At 65.8% G+C, this 19,449-nt stretch carries 13 protein-coding genes; 6 read left to right on the forward strand and 7 right to left on the reverse strand.

Annotated elements, in window-relative coordinates:
- Nucleotides 1–20: 20 nt before the first annotated feature.
- Nucleotides 21–671: a hypothetical protein gene (locus tag WH303_RS02920; RefSeq protein WP_027010579.1), complete on the reverse strand. Its 651-nt coding sequence runs from the start codon at nt 669–671 to the stop codon at nt 21–23.
- A gap of 11 nt (nt 672–682) precedes the next feature.
- Complete coding sequence (locus WH303_RS02925) at nt 683–1,621, reverse strand: double zinc ribbon domain-containing protein (RefSeq protein ID WP_339516872.1); 939 nt, start codon at nt 1,619–1,621, stop codon at nt 683–685.
- A gap of 287 nt (nt 1,622–1,908) precedes the next feature.
- On the opposite strand from WH303_RS02925, the gene WH303_RS02930 reads away from it, so the two are divergent.
- From WH303_RS02930 to WH303_RS02940, 3 genes are all read left to right on the forward strand, one after another.
- Entirely contained in the window at nt 1,909–3,201 is a 1,293-nt protein-coding gene (locus WH303_RS02930; RefSeq protein ID WP_312988040.1) for a solute carrier family 23 protein, read from the forward strand.
- Nucleotides 3,202–3,438: 237 nt separating this feature from the next.
- Nucleotides 3,439–4,959 (forward strand): acetyl-CoA hydrolase/transferase family protein, encoded by a 1,521-nt coding sequence (locus WH303_RS02935; protein ID WP_339516875.1) that lies wholly within the window; start codon nt 3,439–3,441, stop codon nt 4,957–4,959.
- Between the two features lie 231 nt (nt 4,960–5,190).
- Nucleotides 5,191–6,492: an MFS transporter gene (locus WH303_RS02940; RefSeq protein ID WP_339516877.1), complete on the forward strand. Its 1,302-nt coding sequence runs from the start codon at nt 5,191–5,193 to the stop codon at nt 6,490–6,492.
- A gap of 68 nt (nt 6,493–6,560) precedes the next feature.
- Here the strand turns inward: WH303_RS02940 and WH303_RS02945 are convergent, their stop codons facing one another.
- Nucleotides 6,561–7,541, reverse strand: a complete 981-nt coding sequence (locus WH303_RS02945) for a YihY/virulence factor BrkB family protein (RefSeq protein WP_339516879.1) — start codon at nt 7,539–7,541, stop codon at nt 6,561–6,563.
- Nucleotides 7,542–7,643: 102 nt separating this feature from the next.
- Entirely contained in the window at nt 7,644–9,491 is a 1,848-nt protein-coding gene (locus WH303_RS02950) for a flavin-containing monooxygenase (protein WP_339516881.1), read from the reverse strand.
- A gap of 281 nt (nt 9,492–9,772) precedes the next feature.
- Here WH303_RS02950 and WH303_RS02955 point away from each other — a divergent pair, with 281 nt between their 5' ends.
- Nucleotides 9,773–11,737 carry a sigma-54-dependent Fis family transcriptional regulator gene (locus WH303_RS02955; RefSeq protein WP_339516883.1) on the forward strand — a complete coding sequence of 655 codons (1,965 nt, stop codon included), beginning with the start codon at nt 9,773–9,775 and terminating at the stop codon, nt 11,735–11,737.
- Nucleotides 11,738–11,855: 118 nt separating this feature from the next.
- Nucleotides 11,856–12,116 carry a DUF7661 family protein gene (locus WH303_RS02960; protein WP_339516885.1) on the forward strand — a complete coding sequence of 87 codons (261 nt, stop codon included), beginning with the start codon at nt 11,856–11,858 and terminating at the stop codon, nt 12,114–12,116.
- A gap of 180 nt (nt 12,117–12,296) precedes the next feature.
- On the opposite strand, the gene WH303_RS02965 is transcribed toward WH303_RS02960, so the two are convergent.
- Entirely contained in the window at nt 12,297–13,133 is an 837-nt protein-coding gene (locus tag WH303_RS02965) for an aminoglycoside phosphotransferase family protein (RefSeq protein ID WP_339516887.1), read from the reverse strand.
- 300 nt (nt 13,134–13,433) lie between these two features.
- On the opposite strand from WH303_RS02965, the gene WH303_RS02970 reads away from it, so the two are divergent.
- A complete protein-coding gene (locus tag WH303_RS02970; protein ID WP_339516889.1) occupies nt 13,434–15,836 on the forward strand; it encodes a glucose/quinate/shikimate family membrane-bound PQQ-dependent dehydrogenase in 2,403 nt (800 codons plus the stop codon).
- 107 nt (nt 15,837–15,943) lie between these two features.
- Here WH303_RS02970 and WH303_RS02975 read toward each other — a convergent pair whose 3' ends face one another.
- Both WH303_RS02975 and WH303_RS02980 read right to left on the reverse strand, forming a co-directional pair.
- Nucleotides 15,944–17,668, reverse strand: a complete 1,725-nt coding sequence (locus tag WH303_RS02975) for an acetyl/propionyl/methylcrotonyl-CoA carboxylase subunit alpha (RefSeq protein WP_339516891.1) — start codon at nt 17,666–17,668, stop codon at nt 15,944–15,946.
- Between the two features lie 179 nt (nt 17,669–17,847).
- Nucleotides 17,848–19,440: a 5-oxoprolinase subunit B/C family protein gene (locus WH303_RS02980; RefSeq protein ID WP_339517146.1), complete on the reverse strand. Its 1,593-nt coding sequence runs from the start codon at nt 19,438–19,440 to the stop codon at nt 17,848–17,850.
- Nucleotides 19,441–19,449 lie beyond the last annotated feature (9 nt).

The raw sequence follows: 19,449 nt of genomic DNA on the forward strand, positions 1-19,449 counted from the left end.
TGGAGGGATGGGCCGCCTGCTCAGTCGATGCGGCTGGGCCAGGGCTTGGCCTGGATCACGAAGTGCTCGACACCGGCGGGCACATTCTTGTCGGCCGATTTCTTGACCTCGACCGGGTTGCCGGCCTCGGTGGGCGCGGTGCCGGAATTGGTGTTGACCTTCTTGGCGCGCAGATCGCGCGGCGAGACGGTCACATAGATCGTCGCGCCGCCGCGGTTGTCGGCCATCATCGTGGCAATGTCCTTGATGGCGACCATCGCATCCTTGTGCTCCTGGCGCGACTTGGCGGCCCAGGGCAGATCGAGCGAGACCGAATCGAGCACCGGCATGGCGCGCGTGGCGGGCGCCTGGCTGGTGCTGAAGACCTGCTCAGTGGTCATGGTCTTGCTGCCTTCCTTGATGCGCTGCTTGGCAGGCAGGGCCGACATGGCCTCGACGGCACGCAGGCGCAGGGCCTCGGCTTCATCGATCTCGCCCTTCATCTTCTGCTCCCAGGTCAGCAGTGCAGGTGGCACGGCAGGCTCACGGCAGCCGGGGGGCGACGCGACGCCGCATTCGACCTGCACCGGCACGGCCGGCGCCGGAGCAGGCGCGGGTTCTGGCGGAGGGGCTGCACAACCGGCCAGCGCGAGCACCGACACCAGGGCGGACATTTTCATCAACAGCTTCACAAGGCTCTCCTTCAATTCAGCAAATCATCCAAGGTCTGTTTGCGCGCCGGCTTGCGCACCGCCGGGCGGGCCGGTGCAGGTGCCGGGGCGGGCGCTTCTTCCACCGCCACGGCAGCGGCTGCCGCGTCCTCGGCGGGCGCTGGCGTCAGCAGCGTTTCATTGGGGGCGAGTGCGGCATCGGTCGCGACCATCGCAGGCGCTGCGGACTCTACCGGCACGGCCGCATCGGCGGCCACAGGCTGGGCGGGCGCTGCAGGGGCGGAGACGCTGGGCGCTGCCACCGCGCCACCGGCCGGGCGCCCTTGCTGGCTCTTCCACCACCAGGCGCCGCCACCGGCCAGGACAGCGACGCCCAGCAGCGCCAGCACGATGCGCAGCCCCTGGCCACTGGGGGGCTGCGGGGCTTCAGGCATGGGGTTGCGCAGCTGCGCGCTGGCACGTGGCCGCACATGGGTATCGGGGGCAACGGGAGGGGCACGCCTGGCAGCGGCATCGGTCTCCCACAAGGGCACCTCGGGCTCGCGCAGTGCGGGCGCAGGCACGGCCGCTGCCGGGCTTGCCGCCGCTCCGCCAATCACCATCGCGGCGCTGGTCTGGATGCGCTCGCCCGGCGGCAGGCTCGAGGGCGGCAGGGAGCTGTCCTGCACATTGCCAAAGACCAGGATGGCCTTTTCTTCGGCCACGCTCAGCGGGGCATCCCAGTCGGGGGCCGTGTCCTGAAATCCAGGGGTTTCTTCAAAACGGCATCCACACTGCTTGCAAAACAGCGCCTGGCCCTTGCACAGTGCGCCGCAATCGGGGCAGGTGGCGTAGGCGGCCACCGGCGCAGCCGGCATATTGCGCGGGCTGGCTGCGGTCTCGGGCGCCACGGCGGTCTGCACCTTGCAGCCGCATTTTCGACAAAATTTGGCGCCGGCGGCCAATGCCTCGCCACATTGCACACAGTTCATGGAAACCCTCTCTCCCTAAACAAACAGGTTGCTGCTAGCAACCTACCGTATTTGTTATCAATGTCATTGTGATTATCTATCGCATTGGCCAAACAAGCCAGTGTCAGCACACCACAGACTTGCACGGTCATTGCCGCTGGGGCCCCTGCAGTCCCCGCCCCGGCCCTGGTTAGAGAGTTTCCCTCTCTCTACAAGGCTTGGCAAATTCACTATGATGCAGCACCTTTTCTCTCGCTCGCCTGCAACTGCCCCTCCCGGAGCAGCCCTGCCTGCGGCCTGCCAAAACCATGTCTGATTCCTTCCTTCCCCGCTGGCGTGAAGTGCGCCCCGGCGCTGACGATGTCGTCGCACCCGACGAGCGCCTGCCCTGGCCACAAACCTCGATCATGGGGGTGCAGCATGTCATCGCCATGTTTGGCTCGACCATTCTGGCGCCCATTTTGATGGGTTTTGACCCCAATGTCGCCATTTTGATGAGTGGCGTCGGCACTTTGATCTTCTTTTTGATCACCGGCGGGCGCGTGCCCAGCTACCTGGGATCGAGCTTTGCGTTCATCGGCGTGGTGATTGCCGCCACCGGCTATGCCGGCTCCGGGCCCAATGCCAACATCGGCATGGCGCTGGGCGGCATCATCGCCTGCGGCCTGCTCTACACCTTGATCGGCTTTATCGTGCAGGCGGTGGGCACCGGCTGGATCGAGCGCTTCATGCCGCCGGTGGTGACGGGCGCGATCGTGGCCGTGATCGGCCTGAACCTGGCCACGGTTCCCGTCAAGAACATGGCCAGCAACAACTTCGAGAGCTGGATGCAGGCGATGACCTTTGTCTGCGTCGGCATGGTGGCCGTGCTCACCCGGGGCATGGTGCAGCGCCTGCTGATCCTGGTGGGCCTGATTGCCGCAGCCATCCTCTACGCCATCCTGACCAATGGCATGGGCCTGGGCAAGCCGGTGGATCTGTCGGGCCTGGCCACGGCCGCCTGGATCGGCATGCCCAATTTCTCGGCCCCCCAGTTCAGTCCGCAGGCGATGGTGCTGATCGCCCCGATCGTGATCATCCTCGTGGCCGAGAACCTGGGCCACATCAAGGCCGTGACGGCCATGACCGGCCGCAACCTGGACCAGTACATGGGCCGGGCCTTCATCGGTGACGGCGTGGCCACGATGGTCAGCGGCGGCGTGGGCGGCACGGGCGTGACCACCTATGCAGAAAACATCGGTGTGATGGCGGCCACCCGCATCTACTCCACCGCGGTGTTCATGGTCGCAGGCCTCATTGCACTGCTGCTGGGCTTCTCGCCCAAGTTTGGCGCGCTGATCCAGGCGATTCCGCTGCCCGTCATGGGCGGTGTGTCCATCGTGGTGTTCGGGCTGATTGCGGTGGCCGGCGCCAAGATCTGGGTGGAAAACAAGGTGGATTTCTCGCAGAACAAGAACCTGATCGTCGCGGCCATCACCTTGATCATCGGCACCGGTGACTTCACCCTGAAGTTCGGCAGCTTTGCGCTGGGCGGCATCGGGACCGCGACCTTTGGCGCGATCATCCTCTACCAGCTGCTCAACCGCAGCGACAAGCGCTGAGCGGCACGCCAACGCCTCCCCAAGCCCGGTTGTCCCGGGCTTTTTTGTTGCGCTAAATTGTTGCAGTGCAACAATAAATTGCCAATGCAGTAGCACTTATCCACAATCGGGTATTCCCGGATCCTCAATGGTTTCGGGTGCAACGACTGCTAAGATTTGCCCGCCTCGCAGCCCGGCCATTGCCGCCGGGCAGCATCTGTAGACAATAACGAAAACACCTTCCTGGAGTCTCCCCCCATGTCGTTGAATGACCGTGTGCGCTGCAGCGCGCTGCACTCCCGCATCATGTCCGCAGCCGACGCGGCCGCCCTGATCCCTGCTGGCGCCAATGTAGGCATGAGCGGCTTCACCGGCGCAGGCTATCCCAAGGCCCTGCCCCAGGCCATCGCAGCCCATGCCAAGGCCGAGCATGCCGCCGGCCGGCCCTACAAGATCAATGTCTGGACGGGCGCCTCCACCGCTGCAGAATGCGACGGCGTGCTGGCCGAGGCCGCTGCCATCGGCCAGCGCCTGCCCTTCAACACCGACCCGATCGCGCGCAAGTCCATCAATGCCGGCGACATCGACTTCATCGACATGCACCTGTCCCACGTCGCCCAGCACGCCTGGTTCGGCTTTCTGGGCCACATGCATGTGGCGGTGGTCGAAGTGCTGGGCATCACCGCCGATGGCCTGCTGATCCCGTCAACCGCCGTGGGCAACAACATGACCTGGCTGGAGATTGCCGACAAGGTGATCCTGGAGGTGAACACCAAGCCGCCCGCCAAGATGGAAGGCATGCACGACATCTACTACGGCACCGCCATCCCGCCGCGCCGCGTGCCCATCCGCATGACCCATGCCGATGACCGCATTGGCGAGGGCTACCTGAAGGTGGACCTGGACAAGGTCGTCGCCGTCGTCGAGACCCACAAAGGCGACCGCGACAATGTGTTTGCTGCGCCGGACGCCAACTCCAACACCATTGCCGCCTCCATCATCGACTTTCTCTCGCACGAGATGAAGATGGGGCGCCTGCCCCAGGAGATGCTGCCCATCCAGTCGGGCGTGGGCAATGTGGCCAATGCGGTGCTGGCCGGCCTGCTCACCGGCCCTTTCGACAACCTGCTGGGCTTTACCGAAGTGCTGCAGGACGGCATGCTGGACCTGCTGCGCACGGGCAAGATGGCGCGCGCCTCGGCCACCTCCATCTCGCTGTCGGCTGCTGCCTACCGCGATTTCGAGGAGAACATCGACTTCTACCGCGAACGCATCATCCTGCGCCCGCAGGAGATCTCCAACCACCCCGAGCTGGTGCGCCGCCTGGGCGTGATCGCGATGAACTCGATGATCGAGGCCGACATCTACGGCAACATCAACTCCACCCATGTGATGGGCTCGAGCATGATGAACGGCATTGGCGGCAGTGGCGACTTTGCGCGCAACGGCTACCTGTCGTTCTTCGTCACGCCCTCGGTGGCCAAGAACGGCCATATCTCCTGCATCGTGCCCATGTGCTCGCATGTGGACCATACCGAGCACGACACGCAGATCATCGTTACCGAGCAGGGCCTGGCCGACCTGCGCGGCCTCTCGCCCCGGCAGCGCGCCAAGCTCATCATCGAGCGCTGCGCGCACCCGGACTTCCGCCCCATGCTGCAGGACTATGTGGACCGCGCGATGCACCAGTCGGCCGGCCTGCACACGCCCCATATCCTGACCGAGGCGCTGTCCTGGCACCAGCGCTACCTGGATACCGGATCGATGAAAACCGCCTGATTCCGGACCCTGACCCCGTTTCCATGCCCTGCCAGCCCTCGCTGCGCGGGGCTTTTTGCATCTGTCTCCGACGCAATAGCGGCAGCGGGCGCTGCGGCGCACAATAGCGGCGATCCATGGCATATGCTATGGAAAATACCGCAGCAGCCGTTGATAAAGCTGAACATACAGCTATCAAAAGCGAAGCACCTTAGCCACCCGTCCTACCCATAACAGCATCGGAGACCAAATATGGACACCCTGGAACAGCGCACCATCTCCAAGATCAGCTGGCGGCTCTTGCCGCTGCTCATGGTCTGCTACTTCATCGCCTACCTCGACCGCGTCAATATCGGCTTTGCCGGGGCCAGCATGTCCAAGGACCTGGGGTTCTCGGCAGCGGTCTTTGGCAGCGCGGCCGGTATCTTCTTTCTGTCGTACTTTCTCTGTGAAGTGCCCAGCAACCTGGCGCTGGAGAAGTTTGGCGCGCGCAAATGGATTGCCCGCATCATGTTCAGCTGGGGCGTGCTGTCGGCCGCGCAGGCCTGGGTGGACAGCGCCACCAGCTTCAATGTGGTGCGCTTTCTGCTGGGGATTGCCGAGGCGGGTTTTTTCCCCGGCGTGATCTTCTACATCACCCTGTGGTTCCCGGCCGCCTACCGGGCGCGCATCGTTGGCTGGTTCATGTTCGCCATTCCTATCTCCACGGTGATCGGCGCGCCCATCTCCGGCTTTATCCTTGATATGGACGGCATGGGCGGCATGCACGGCTGGCAGTGGCTGTTCATTCTGGAGGCGCTGCCCGCCATCTTCCTGACCTTTGTCGTGCTGTTCTACCTGCCCGATGGCCCGCAGGATGCCAAGTGGCTGAGCGATGAAGAGCGCGCCTGGCTGGCCCAGACCCTGACGGCCGAGCGCCAGAACCGCGAATCCATCCACAAGATCTCCTGGAAGCAGACCCTGCTCAACCCCAAGGTGATCGCGCTGGGCTTTGTCTACATGGGCATCACCGTGCCGCTCTACGGCCTAGGCTTTTTCCTGCCGCAGATCATCAAGGGCTTTGGTGGCCTGTCCAATGTGCAGGTGGGCTTTATCAACGCCTTCCCCTACCTGGTGGGCGCGATCGCGATGATCTTCTGGACGCGCGGCTCCGACCGCATGAAGGAGCGCAAATGGTTTGTGCTGATTCCGCTGGCCTGCATCGTGGCCGGCCTGCTGATCGCCGCCAACACCGCCGCACCGGTGCCCAAGATGGCGGCGGTGACCCTGGCTGCCTTTGGCATCTTCAGCGCGCTGCCCACCTTCTGGACCCTGCCCACCGCCTTTTTGAGCGGCACCGCCGCCGCTGCGGGCATCGCCTGGATCAACTCCATCGGCAACCTGGGCGGCTACATCGGCCCCACGATCTTTGGCACGCTCAAGGACAAGATGGGCAACGATGTCTACGCCGTCATGTTCCTGGCATCGCTGGCCGTCGTCGCCTTTGCGCTGGTGTTCTTCATGCGCCATGACACCCGCGCCGAAGGCTTTGATGTGAAGGCCCAGGCCCACTGAAGAACGGCCGCGCCGCACCCCAAAAAACAATGCGCCCTCGGGCGCATTGTTGTTGCTGCGGTGGATTCTTAAATCTGGAAATCCACGGTGGCGGCCTGCCCCGCCGATGGCCGCAGGCGCGTACTGTCCTCCTCGGCCCCGCCTCCGCCCTTGCCATGCAAGGCAATGTCTGCGCTGTTCAGCGCGCGGGCGCAGCTGGCGGCAAACAGCAGGATGGCCGACGAGAAATAGATCCACATCAGCAGCACCACCAGCGAGCCGGCCGCGCCATAGGCCGAGACCACGGCAGCGGTGGACAGATACCAGGCCAGCACCTGCTTGCCAATGGTGAAGAGGAAGGCGCCAATCGCAGCGCCGGCAATCAGAAAACGCAGCCGGGGCTTGGTGCCGGTGCCGATGCGCATCATGCCGACAAACAGGGTGACGGTGATCAGGAAGGACACTGTTTCGTTGATGACGCCCAGCAGCATGCCAGGGGCTTCGACATGCAGCACGGCACCCGCCCAGCGCGTGGTCATGCTCAGCATCGTCGTGAGGACCAGCGATATCAGCATCAAAAAGCCCAGCACCAGGATATAGCCCAGGCCCCGCACGCGCTGCACCAGCGAGTACCACCAGGGCGTGCCGCTCTTGTCGACCTTCTCGCCATGGTTCCACAGGCGCTCGAGCGAAGTCTGCAGTTCCACAAACACGCCGGTCGCGCCCGACAGCAGCATCACAAAACCAATCGCCGAGGCGATCAAGCCCTGCGACTTGGTCTGCGCGCTCGACAGCGCACCGCGCACCACATCGGCCACTTGCGAGCCCATGATGTCTTCGACCTGGTGGATCAGGTTGCTCTCGATATAGGACCGATCGAGCCACCAGCCCAGCACCCCCACCAAGAGCAGCAGCAACGGCGCCAGGCTCAGCATGCCGTAGAACGACATGGCCGCGCTCATGCGCAAGCCATCGGCTGCCAGCCATTGCTCGGCCGCATGGTAGAAGGGGCGGAAAGGATTGAGCTTGCGTTGCACCCGCTGGGCGAGCGTCGAGTCTTGTGTCACCATCGCCCGATTCTGGCATTGATGGGCGGCCCGCCGGTGTCAGCCATCGGCCATAGCTGGCACCCGGTGCCAATTCCTGACATTCTGCGATCCGCCCAGGCACCCTCAGCGCAGATGGTGCACCGGCTGCAGGCCATAGACGGGGGTCGCCAGCCCTTCCTGCCGCGCCTTGAGCTGCAGCGCCAGGTACAGCGAATAGTGGCGCGACTGGTGCAGGTTGCCACCGTGGAACCACAGCTGCGGCTGCTGGGTGGGCTTCCACATATTGCGCTGCTCGCCCTCCCAGGGGCCCGGGTCCTTGGTGGTGTCCGATCCCAGGCCCCAGACCTTGCCCACCTTGTCGGCCACCTCCTGGCTGATGAGCTCGGCCACCCAGCCATTCATCGAGCCGTAGCCGGTGGCATAGACCACCAGATCGGCGGGCAGCTCGGTGCCATCGCTCAGCACCACGGCGTTCTCGGTCAGGTGGCTGATGCCCTTGTTCTCGCCCGCCTGCAGCTTGATGCTGCCGTCGATCACCAGGTCGCAGGCGCCCACATCGATGTAGTAGCCCGAGGCGCGGCGCAGGTACTTCATAAAGAGGCCCGAATCGTCATCGCCAAAGTCCAGCATGAAGCCCGCCGCTTCGAGCTGGCGGTAGAACTCGGCATCGCGCTCGCGGATACGCTCATACAGCGGCACCTGGAAGTCGGCCATGATGCGGTAGGGCAGCGAGGCAAAGACCAGATCCGCCTTCTTCGTGGTCATGCCGCTGGCCACCGCGCGCTCCGAGTACAGATCGCCCAGGCCAATGTCCATCAGCGAATCGGAGCGCACGATGTGCGTCGACGAGCGCTGCACCATGGTCACCTCGGCGCCATGCTCCCAGAGCGCCGCGCAGATGTCGTGGGCCGAGTTGTTGGCGCCGATCACCACCACCTTCTTGCCGGCATAGGCCTCGGGCCCGGAATGCTGCGACGAGTGCTGCTGCTCGCCCCGAAAGCGCTCCTGGCCTTCGATGCGGGGGATGTTGGCCTTGCCCGACATGCCGGTGGCAAACACCAGCTGTTGGGGGCGCAGCACCATCTGGCGGCCCTCGCGCTCCACCGTCACTTCCCACTCCTGGGCCGCCTCGTCATAGCGCGCACCCAGGCATTGGGTGGATGACCAGTAGTTCACCTCCATCACCCGGGTGTACATCTCCAGCCAGTCGCCAATCTTGTCCTTGGGCGCAAACACCGGCCAGTGCTCGGGAAAGGGGATGTAGGGCAGGTGGTCGTACCAGACCGGGTCGTGCAGGCACAGCGATTTGTAGCGGTTGCGCCATTGGTCTCCCGGGCGCGGCTGCCGGTCGATGACGATGTGCGACACGCCCAGCTGGCGCAGCCGCGCGCCCAGCGCAATACCGCCCTGGCCGCCGCCAATCACCAGCACATAGGGCTGGCGGCTCTCGCCCAGGGTCTCGGCCTCTTCCTGCTGCCGGTCTAGCCAGGTCTTGCGGCCCCGGCGTATGCCGTGCTCGGCCCCCATCGGCCGGCGCAGGCCTTGCGCCTCTTCAAAGCCCTTGAGCTCCTGGATCGTGGTCAGCAAGGTCCAGATACGCCCATCGCGAACACGCAGGTGGCCCAGGCCCCGCGCGTGGCGCGCATCAACCACCAGCCAGGCGCTCAGCACGCCATCGGCCTCGGTCACTTCCTCCTTCGGATCGAGCTGCAGCACCAGGGGCGCGGCAGCATCGAGCTGCGCGGCCAGCATGTCGGCCACCTGCGCCGGGCCCTCGCAGGTCTTGAGGTTCCAGGTCAGCAGTACCAGGTCGCGCCAGAAGCAGTCCTGGGCAAACAGCTGGCTGGCCGCCGCAAAATCGCGGGCGGCCAGCGCCTGGTTGAGCTGGTCCAGCAGGGCCTGGGCGCGGGCGGTGGGGGTGCCGGCCTCAGCGGGCCTGGCATTCGGGGCAGCGGTGGTAGCGGTTGTCATGGCTTGTCTCCTTTTTTTGGGGATATCGCAGCGGCTGAGCGGCCGCAGCTGGGCTGTTTTTGCAAGCCCCATGCCAAGCGCCCATGCTGCACTGCAACCTCCTTCCACCAGGGGCGCGCGTTGCGGGTTTGCCAGCAGCGGGCTGGCAGCGGCACTGCCGCAGCCGATGCAACACCTGTTGCATGCGCCCTTTTGCACTGCAGCATCTGTTGCGGGTTAGCCTGATTGGCAGCGCCGGGGCGCGGGCACAGAATCAGCCCGGTGATTGCAGGAGACCCGCCATGCCCATCCACAGCTATACCGCCCATGTCCAGGAGCTCGAAGCCTTTGGCATGGGCTACCCGCTGCAGGGGGAGGCGCGCGACCGGGCCGTGCTGGGCAGCTGGCGCCGCTGCATCGACCAGCACCGGCTGGACCCGAGCCGCACCAGCGAAGCCCATATCGTCCCCGCCGGCCAGCTGCGCGCCCACCGCGAAGAGTCCGAGCCGCTGATCCGCATTGCCCGCAGCGGGCTCGAGCGCCTCTACCAGCAGCTCAAGGGGCTGGACTATGTGCTGCTGCTGGCCGACCGCCATGGCGTGGCGGTGGATTTTCTGGGCCATGACAGCCACGCCAGCGACCTGCGCAGCGCCGGCCTCTACCTGGGCGCGCAGTGGCGCGAGGATGTCGCCGGCACCTCGGCCGTCGGCACCTGCCTGGCCACCGGCGAGGCGCTGACGGTGCACCAGAGCGACCATTTCGACTTCACCCACACGCACCTGTCGTGCACCGCCGCGCCCATCTACGACCTGCAAGGCCAGCTCGCTGCGGTGCTGGATCTGTCCTTGCTGCGCTCGCCCGCCGCCCGCGCCAGCCAGCAGATGGCGCTGCACCTGGTCACCGCCGCCGTGCGCCGGGTGGAGCTGGCCAACCTGATGGCCCAATCGGGTAGCGACTGGGTGCTGCGCCTGGCGCAGTCGCCAGACTTTCTGGATGTCGATGCTGACGCCGCCCTCAGCATCGATGCGCGCGGCCGTATCCGCGCCATGACCCATGCCGCCAGCCGCATGCTGGCCGCCATTGCCGGGCTAAACTGGCGCCAGCACCCGCTGCTGACCGGCCAGCCCCTGGGCCGCTTTTTTGACACCGACCTGCAGGCCCTGCCACAGCTGATGCGCAACCGCCCCGCGCAAGAGCGTATCCTGCGCGCCCGCGACGGCAGCATCTGGTTTGCCCATGCGCTGCCGCCCCAGCCGCGCAGCAGCGCGCAGCCCATCCCGCGCCCCACATTGCCAGCGCCGCTGCAGGCGCTGAACACCGGCGATGCCGCCATGGGCCGGGTGCTGCACAAGGCCGCGCGGCTGGCGCCGCAGGACCTGCCGGTGCTGCTGCAGGGCGAGACCGGCAGCGGCAAGGAGTTTCTGGCCCGCGCGCTGCATGCGGCCAGCGGCCGCAGCGGTGCCTTTGTCGCCATCAACTGCGCAGCCATCCCCGAGGCGCTGCTCGAGAGCGAGCTGTTTGGCTACCTGCCCGGCACCTGGACGGGAGGCGCGCACAAAGGCCGCACCGGGCTGATCGAGGCCGCCCACCAGGGCAGCCTCTTTCTCGACGAAATCGGCGACATGCCGCTGGCCCTGCAGGCCAAGCTGCTGCGCGTGCTGTCCGAGTCGGAGATCACACCCTTGGGCGCGCGTGCGCCGCGCAAGGTCGATATCAGGGTCATCTCGGCATCGCACCGGCCACTGGCCGAGCTGGCCCGCAGCGGCCAGTTCCGCGCCGACCTGCTCTACCGCCTGAACGCCGCCGAGCTGCCGCTGCCCGCCTTGCGCGAGCGCAGCGATCTGCCGGCCCTGGCCGAGCACATGCTCACCGCCATGGGCTGCAGCCTGCGCCTGAGCGAGGCCGCACAGGCCGCCCTGCGCGCCCACCCCTGGCCCGGCAATCTGCGCGAGCTGCACAATGCGCTGCGCTATGCCGCCGCGCTGGCCGAGCAGCAGATCGACCTGGAGCACCTGCCCGATGCGCTGCAGCGCAGCCCCGCTGTGGCGCAGGGGCGGGACACGGTCAGCGATGGCGCATTGGCAGATACCGCGTTGGATGGCCCTGCCTTGCGCAACGCCACGCTGGAGCAAGTCCTGGCCCAGTGCCAGGGCAATGTCTCCGAAGCCGCCCGCCTGCTGGGCGTCAACCGCTCCACCATCCACCGCCGCATCCAGCGCCAGCAGCTCAGCCGGGTGTTTGCCAGGCAGGACGGAGAGCGGCCTTAGGCCCTTGTTCACAGCCTCATCGCGCCCCGCACGCAACACGCAAGAGCCCCGCTACGGCAACGGCCTGCGCCGCCTCGGTTAGGCTGGTGCCACCACCCCCTTTCCGCATTGCCTGCCCATGCCCCGATACCGCTTTAATGTCTTTGGCCGCATCCTTGATCTGGAACCCGTCAGCACCGGCTGGCGCTGCTATGCCGTCGGGCAGGACGGCAAGCGCGCACCTGTGCAACTGGCCGTCCCCGCCGATCTGCCCGCCAGCGAGCTGGCCCAGTACCTCTACGACATCTACCATGAGATGGCGACGGGCAGCAGGGGCGATGTGACGGAGATAGGGGTGACGGGTGCGGGGGATGCATCCAGGAACGCAGGCACTCCCTGAATGGGTTTGTCCGCAGCCACCGGGAATAGGGCTGGCATTCTGGTTGGCATTCGGGCGGTGCCCGAAGGGATGGCCTGCCACCCCACACCATCACGGCGCTTGCCTGGACAGCTGCGCAGCAGCTTCAGCACCTGCAACGATGCCACTGCGGTGAGGCGCGAGCTGCCCACCCTGAAAGCCTCAGGCCAAGGCCTGGCGAGCGAGATGCGCCACGGCCAACTCCTGGCGGGCCTGGCTGCGCAATCCATCCTCTAAAAACCAGGCAGCAGATAAAGCGGCGTGGGCCATCACCCATCGGAGCAGGCGCTGGCGCTCCAGTCCCGCCACCTCGACAATGACCGCCAACTGGCGCGCAAAGCGCAGCGGGTCGGTGCAGCTTGGCAGCTCCGGGTTGCACAGCACATTCACATAGTCGTAATAGCGTTCACCGCTGACGCGCTTGGGATCTATCGCCAGCCATCCGCGCTGCCCGAAATCAAGAATATTGCGGTGGTGCGCATCGCCATGCAAAACGACCTGCTCACGCTGATCTAGCAAGAGCGCCTGGGCGACCATGGCGCAGTCGGCCATCAGCCCCCCTTCCCGCTGCGCCATCGGCGCCAGCGACCTGAAAAAATCCGCCAGCGGCAGCAGATGTTCAGGGGGGTCCGATGCGCGGTGGGAATGCAGCTGGGCCAGGGTGTGGCAGATGCAGGCCGTCGCAGCATCATCCTCGCCTGCCAAGGCCATGCGCAGCAAATCCTGGGAGCCCATGGCACGCTCCATCAGCAGCGCGCCTGACGCTGGATCACAGGCATAGACCCGCGCCGCGCCATGGCCACCCCACCATTGCAGCACCTGGCCGCCGATGCGTTCGTCAACATCTCGCGCCACCTTGATCATCGCCGGCAGGCCTGCTTGTGACCCGCTCAGGCTGACCGGCAGAAGATCACTGGTCGCCGTGACCACGGGCTTGCCAGCAGCGCTTGCACCCCAGCGCTGGAGATAGATATTGAAGGGTTCGAGGTCGGAGGACATGCACCGCATTGTCATAGACGTCCATGTGCCTGCCTGGAAATCCTGGCGCACCACCCTGGCCGGCCGCTGATGGCTGCTGCGCACATCAAAAGCAAGACGGCGCCTATTCGGGTGCCCGGGCTTTTCAGCTGCTGCGAGGAAAACACCGTATTTGGCTGACAGACACTGCCATCGTCTGGTGCTGCAATGGTTGCCGACTCATCCAATTCAGCGGCCCAGAGACGAGAACGTTTAGCGACTGCTCCAATGGGTAGAAGTCTTCCGTTCAACCTTGGGCCCGATGGCCTGAAAGTGGAAGCAATGACGCAATCGCATGGCAAACCCATCGCTAGAAACATCACCGTAGCGATCCTGGTCCTGGTGACCTTGTTTCTGGTGGCGGGCGGGGGGTGGCTGATCGCACTGGGGGGCTCGGCCTACTACCTGGTCGCAGGCCTGGTGATGGTCGTCATCACCTGGTGGTATGCGCGCGATCGCGTAGCTAGCCTGTGGCTCTATGCCGTGCTGCTGCTTGCCACCATCGCATGGGGCATCTGGGAGTCGGGGACCGATTTCTGGGCGCTGACGCCGCGACTGGATATCTGGTTTGTGCTGGGCCTGTGGCTGCTGCTGCCCTGGGCGAGCCGGCGGCTGGGCCAAAGCGCGGGCGCGAAATCGCTGCTCTCGCTCGGCCTTGTGGCGGTGCTCGCCGTGCTGGGCACGAGCTGGTTCAATGATCCGCAAGAAGTCAATGGCAGCCTGGCGCGCGCGCCATCGGCGCAGAAGACGCCGGTCGCCGGCGTGGCCGATGCCGACTGGCCCGCTTATGGCCGCACCCAGGCGGGTGTGCGCTACTCGCCGCTGGCGCAGATCAACGATGGCAATGTGAGCAAGCTCCAGCTGGCCTGGAAGTACCAGACCGGCGACTTCAAGGGCGATGACGACTCGGGCGAAACCACGGCGGAGCTCACCCCTATCAAGGTGGGCAACCGCATGTTCATCTGCACCACGCACCAGTTCCTCGACGCGCTCGACCCCGCAACCGGCAAGCGCCTCTGGCGTTTTGACCCCCAGCTCAAAGCCGACCGCACTTTCCAGCATCTGACCTGCCGAGGCGTGTCCTACTACGACAGCGCCAACGTCGAGGGCAATAGCGCCAGCGTGCAAAAGAACCTGACCCAGGCCTCTGCCGAGTGCCCCCGCAAAGTGATCCTGCCGGTGAACGATGGGCGCCTGTTCGCGGTGAACCCGGACACCGGCAAGCCTTGCAGCGACTTTGGCAACCAGGGCCAGGTCGACCTGCAGGCCAATATGCCGTTCCCCTACCGTGGCGGCTACAACCCCACCTCGCCCCCGGTGGTGACGGGCTCGACGATCGTGATTGGCGGCTCGATCACCGACAACCTGTCCAACGCAGAGCCCTCGGGCGTGATCCGCGGCTATGACGTCAATACCGGCGCGCTGCGCTGGGTGTTTGACACCGGCGCCGAGGACCCGAACCAGATGCCGGGCGAGAAAGGCGAGTTTGTGCACAACTCCCCCAATGCCTGGGCACCGCTGGCCTACGACGCCAAGACCGACATCGTCTACGTGCCGACCGGCGTGGGAACGCCCGATATCTGGGGCGGCGACCGGACCGAATTGAAAGAGCGCTATGCCAACTCGATGCTGGCCCTGGATGCCAGCACCGGCAAGCTGGTCTGGAACTTCCAAACCACCCACCATGACCTCTGGGACATGGATGTGCCCTCGCAGCCCTCGCTGGTCGACCTCAAGCGCCCCGATGGCACCACGGTGCCCGCCATCTATGTGCTGACCAAGACCGGGCAGCTGTTTGTGCTCAACCGGCTGAACGGCGAAGCCATCCTGCCGGTGACCGAAAAACCGGTGCCGCAAAGCGTCAAGCGCGGCCCGCAAACCAAGGGTGAGCATTATTCGCCGACGCAGCCCTTCTCGCCGTTGAACATGGGCCCGCACGAGAACCTGACGGACAAGAACATGTGGGGCGCCACCATGTTCGACCAGCTGATGTGCCGGGTGATCTTCCACCGCCTGAACTACGAGGGCATCTACACGCCGCCGTCGGAAAACGGCACCTTGGTGTTTCCCGGCAACCTGGGGATCTTTGAATGGGGCGGCATGTCGGTGGACAGTGATCGCCAGGTCGCGTTCATGAACCCGCTGGGCCTGCCCTTTGTCTCGCACCTGATCCCTGCAGACCCGAACCGCCCACGCACCGAAAAAGGCGCCGGCACCGAGCAAGGCGTGCAGCCCATGTACGGCACGCCGTATGGCGTGGAGCTCAATGCCTTTCTGTCACCGCTGGGCCTGCCCTGCAAGGAACCCGCATGGATGACCGTCGCTGGTGTGGATCTCGCCACCCATGACGTCGTGTGGAGAAAGCGCGTGGGCACCATCCGCGACAGCCTCCCCAAGCTGATGCAGCTGCCGCCCATCAAGGCCGGTGTGCCCGGCCTGGGCGGCCTGATCTCCACCGGCGGCAATCTGATGTTCATCGGTGCAACGCAGGACAACTACCTGCGCGCCTTCAACGCCAGCAATGGCGATCTGCTCTGGCAGGCACGCCTGCCAGCGGGCGGCCAGGCCACCCCCATGACCTACGACATCGGCGGCAAGCAGTATGTGGTCATCATGGCCGGCGGGCATGGCTCGTTCGGCACCAAGATGGGCGACTCGCTGATGGCCTATGCGCTGCCGGATTGATGGGCAGACGGATGGGGAGCCGTCGCCAAAAGCAGCGCTCCCCAACGCATAAAAAAGGGCCGCGCAACCCATGGCTGCGCGGCCCTTTGCATTGGTAAAAATGCGGCTTAGTCGATCCGTGCAATCACGGCACCGGCCGCCTGGTAGCTGCCTGCGTCCACCTTCAGGCTGATGCGGCCAGCGCGGGGGGCGTTGATCTGCATTTCCATCTTCATGGCTTCCATCACGGCGATCAGCTCGCCCTCCTGCACGCTGGCGCCATCAGCGACCTTCCAGGTCGTGAGGGTGCCGGCGGAGGCGGCGGTGACGGCCTTCTCATCCACGGCCGCTTCCACAGGCGCTGGTGCAGCGCCAGGGGCCGACAGGCCCGACAGCAGGGAAGCGGGCAGGCCCAGCATCACGCGGCGGCCGTCGAGCTCAATGGCGACGCGTTGCAGGCCAGCGGTGGCGGCAGGCTGGGGACGGGTTTCGGGCTGGGCATCCCACTGGGGCATCAGCTGGGTTTCGATCCAGCGGGTGTGCACGCCAAAGTGCTCGCCGTTGATGAAGTCGGCATGCGCCATCACCGCTTCGTGGAAAGGCAGCACGGTAGGCACGCCTTCGATCTTGAACTCCTTGAGCGCGCGGCGTGCGCGTTGCACGGCCACTTCGCGGCTGGGGCCCCAGACGATCAGCTTGGCCAGCATCGAATCGAACTGGCCCGCCACTTGCGAGCCGGATTCCACACCGCTGTCGACGCGCACGCCGGGGCCCGATGGGGCTTCGAAGCGGGTCACTAGGCCAGGGGCGGGCAGGAAGCCACGGCCCACGTCTTCGGCATTGATGCGGAACTCAAAGGCATGGCCGTGGGGTGCAGGCACCGTGGTGTCGGCCAGCACTTCGCCTTCGGCCACGCGGAACTGCAGGCGCACCAGGTCGGTACCGGTGGTCTCTTCGGTCACCGGGTGCTCCACCTGCAAGCGGGTGTTGACCTCCAGGAACGAGATCGCGCCGCTTTGGCTCAGCAGGTATTCCACCGTGCCGGCACCCACGTAGCCCGCAGCCTGGCAGATCTCGCGGGCCGATTGGTGGATGCGCTCGCGCTGCGCATCGGTCAGGAATGGCGCTGGTGCTTCTTCGACCAGCTTCTGGTTGCGGCGCTGCAGCGAGCAGTCGCGCGTGCCCAGCACCCGCACATTGCCGTGCTGGTCGGCCATCACCTGGGCTTCGATGTGGCGGGGCTTGTCCAGGAACTGCTCGACAAAGCATTCGCCACGGCCAAAGGCGGTGACCGCCTCGCGCACCGCCGCACCATACAGCTCGTCGATGTCCTCGGCCTTCCAGATCACCTTGATGCCACGGCCACCACCGCCGAACGCGGCCTTGACCGCAATCGGCAGACCATGGTCACGCGCAAAGGCATGCACCTCGGAGACATCCTTGACCGGCTCGGGCGTGCCTGCCACCAGCGGGGCCCCGACGCTCAGCGCCAGCTTGCGCGCCTGCACCTTGTCGCCCAGCTGCTCAATGGCCGAAGGCGGTGGTCCCACCCAGGTCAGGCCGGCACCGATCACGGCGCGGGCAAAGGCGGCGTTTTCGGACAGGAAACCATAGCCCGGGTGCACCGCATCTGCGCCGCTTTTTTGCGCCACTGCAATCAGCTTGGCGATGTCCAGATAGGTCTCTGCCGGGCGCTGGCCTTCGAGCGCATAGGCCTCATCGGCCATGCGCACATGCAGGGCGTCGATATCGGCATCGGCATACACCGCCACGCTCTTGAGGCCGTGGTCCGTGCAGGCACGGATGATGCGGACGGCGATCTCGCCACGGTTTGCAATCAATACTTTTTTCATGGCTGAGACTCCGAGCAACCAAACAACGACAGGGAAGCGAGATCGCCGCAGCCTGCTGCGCAGGCACTGCAATGTAGAGAAACCGCCGCTGCGCGTCGGTTTTCGCCACGGTTTGCAATCAACACTTGATTCATAGCTATATCCATTCAAGAACGGGGCGCGCAGGCCCTGTTCCACATTCAGCCCACCATGTCCGCAAAGGGCGCCAGGGGGCGGAATTGCAACCAGCCACCGACGGGCACTTGCGCGGCCAGGTCCAGGTGGTAGGAAGCAATGCAGGCGATGACCGGGTAACCACCGGTCAAGGGGTGGTCGGCCAGAAACAGCACGGGCTGGCCACTGGCGGGCACCTGGATGGCGCCCAGGGCCGTGCCCTCGCTGGGCAGCTCCTGGGTTTGGCTGCGCACCAGAGCCGCTTCACCGGCCAGGCGCAAGCCCACGCGGTTGGACTGGGGGGTAACCTGCCAGCGCTGCGCAGCAAACAGGGCCACGGCCTCGGGGGTGAACCAGTCGGTGCGCGGGCCCATGACGACATCGAGCACCACGGTCTCACCGGCCTTGGGCAGCGCAGGCGGGTTCTCATCAGCGGCTTCCACGGCTGCGGCATCGCGCGCATCGCCCACGGCCAGGGTCTGGCCGGTGGCCAATGCGGCGGGGCCAATGCGGGCCAGGGTATCGGTGCTGGTGCTGCCCAGCACGGGCTCGACCAGCCAGCCGCCGCGCACTGCCACATAGCTGCGCACGCCGCTGTCGGGCTCGCCCAGCTGCAGCACATCGCCATCGTTCAAGGCAATGGCCGCATTGCGTGCGGCCTGCCAGGCAGCGCCGCTGGCGCTGCGCACGGTCAAGGGGCCGGTGGCGCCAGTAACGGCCACCACGGTGGCACCCAGGCTTTGCAATTGCAGGCCTGCGGCGACCGATTCGAGCACCGACAGCCGCGCAGCGTTGCCCACCAGGCGGTTGGCACGGCGCATCGCGCCCTGGTCCAGCGCACCGGCGGCCGATACGCCCTGGCCGGCCTGGCCGGCACGGCCGGCATCCTGCACCAGGGTTTGCAGGCCGGTGGCACGCACGCGCATGCCGGCGCCGGTGTGCTCCGTCGCTGCCGGGACCTGGGCTTGCACAGCGGATTGCTGCTGGAGCAAGGCCTGGCCCGCAGCGGTGCTGGCGTCGACAAAGCGCACCAGCATGCCCGGCTGTAGCAACGCAGGCGGGTTGCGCAGCAGGTCCCACATGGGCACATCGGTGCGGCCCAGCAGCTGCCAGCCGCCGGGGGTGTCATTGGGGTAGACGGCGCTGAAGGTGCCGGCAATGGCCACCGAGCCCGCAGGCACCTTGGTGCGCGGCGTGCTACGGCGCGGCACGTTCAGGCTCGGGTCGCCCCCGGTCAGATAGGCAAAGCCGGGCGCAAAGCCGCAAAAGGCCACGCTGTAGTCGCTGCCGCTGTGGCGGCGAATCAGCTCGGGCACATCAATGCCCAGGATCTGCGCCACATCGGCCAGGTCCTCGCCGTCGTAGTGCACCGCAATCTCGACACGCTGGCCGGCGCTGCGCGCCTGGCGGCCCAGCTGCAGCGCAGCCATGTGGCGCTGCAGGTCGGCCGCGCTGGTCTGCCAGCGGTCAAAGGCGATCAGGATCGTGCGCGCAGCGGGCACCAGCTCCTGCACGCCAGCGGGCAGCTCGGCCTGCAAAGCAGCCAGCAGGTCCAGGGTGTGCTCCAGGTCCTGCAGCTCCACCAGCATGCTCTGGTCGCTCACCGGCAAAAAGCGCATCGTGCGTTC

The sequence above is a fragment of the Comamonas sp. MYb69 genome (assembly GCF_037479315.1).
Lineage (GTDB): Bacteria > Pseudomonadota > Gammaproteobacteria > Burkholderiales > Burkholderiaceae_C > Comamonas.

What these genes read in the sequence shown, in the direction of transcription:
- WH303_RS02925 (WP_339516872.1), bottom strand. Translation starts at nt 1,621, where the DNA reads ATGAACTGTGTGCAATGTGGCGAGGCATTGGCCGCCGGCGCCAAATTT.
- WH303_RS02930 (WP_312988040.1), top strand. Translation starts at nt 1,909, where the DNA reads ATGTCTGATTCCTTCCTTCCCCGCTGGCGTGAAGTGCGCCCCGGCGCT.
- WH303_RS02935 (WP_339516875.1), top strand. Translation starts at nt 3,439, where the DNA reads ATGTCGTTGAATGACCGTGTGCGCTGCAGCGCGCTGCACTCCCGCATC.
- WH303_RS02940 (WP_339516877.1), top strand. Translation starts at nt 5,191, where the DNA reads ATGGACACCCTGGAACAGCGCACCATCTCCAAGATCAGCTGGCGGCTC.
- WH303_RS02945 (WP_339516879.1), bottom strand. Translation starts at nt 7,541, where the DNA reads ATGGTGACACAAGACTCGACGCTCGCCCAGCGGGTGCAACGCAAGCTC.
- WH303_RS02950 (WP_339516881.1), bottom strand. Translation starts at nt 9,491, where the DNA reads ATGACAACCGCTACCACCGCTGCCCCGAATGCCAGGCCCGCTGAGGCC.
- WH303_RS02955 (WP_339516883.1), top strand. Translation starts at nt 9,773, where the DNA reads ATGCCCATCCACAGCTATACCGCCCATGTCCAGGAGCTCGAAGCCTTT.
- WH303_RS02960 (WP_339516885.1), top strand. Translation starts at nt 11,856, where the DNA reads ATGCCCCGATACCGCTTTAATGTCTTTGGCCGCATCCTTGATCTGGAA.
- WH303_RS02965 (WP_339516887.1), bottom strand. Translation starts at nt 13,133, where the DNA reads ATGTCCTCCGACCTCGAACCCTTCAATATCTATCTCCAGCGCTGGGGT.
- WH303_RS02970 (WP_339516889.1), top strand. Translation starts at nt 13,434, where the DNA reads ATGACGCAATCGCATGGCAAACCCATCGCTAGAAACATCACCGTAGCG.
- WH303_RS02975 (WP_339516891.1), bottom strand. Translation starts at nt 17,668, where the DNA reads ATGAAAAAAGTATTGATTGCAAACCGTGGCGAGATCGCCGTCCGCATC.
- WH303_RS02980 (WP_339517146.1), bottom strand. Translation starts at nt 19,440, where the DNA reads ATGCGCTTTTTGCCGGTGAGCGACCAGAGCATGCTGGTGGAGCTGCAG.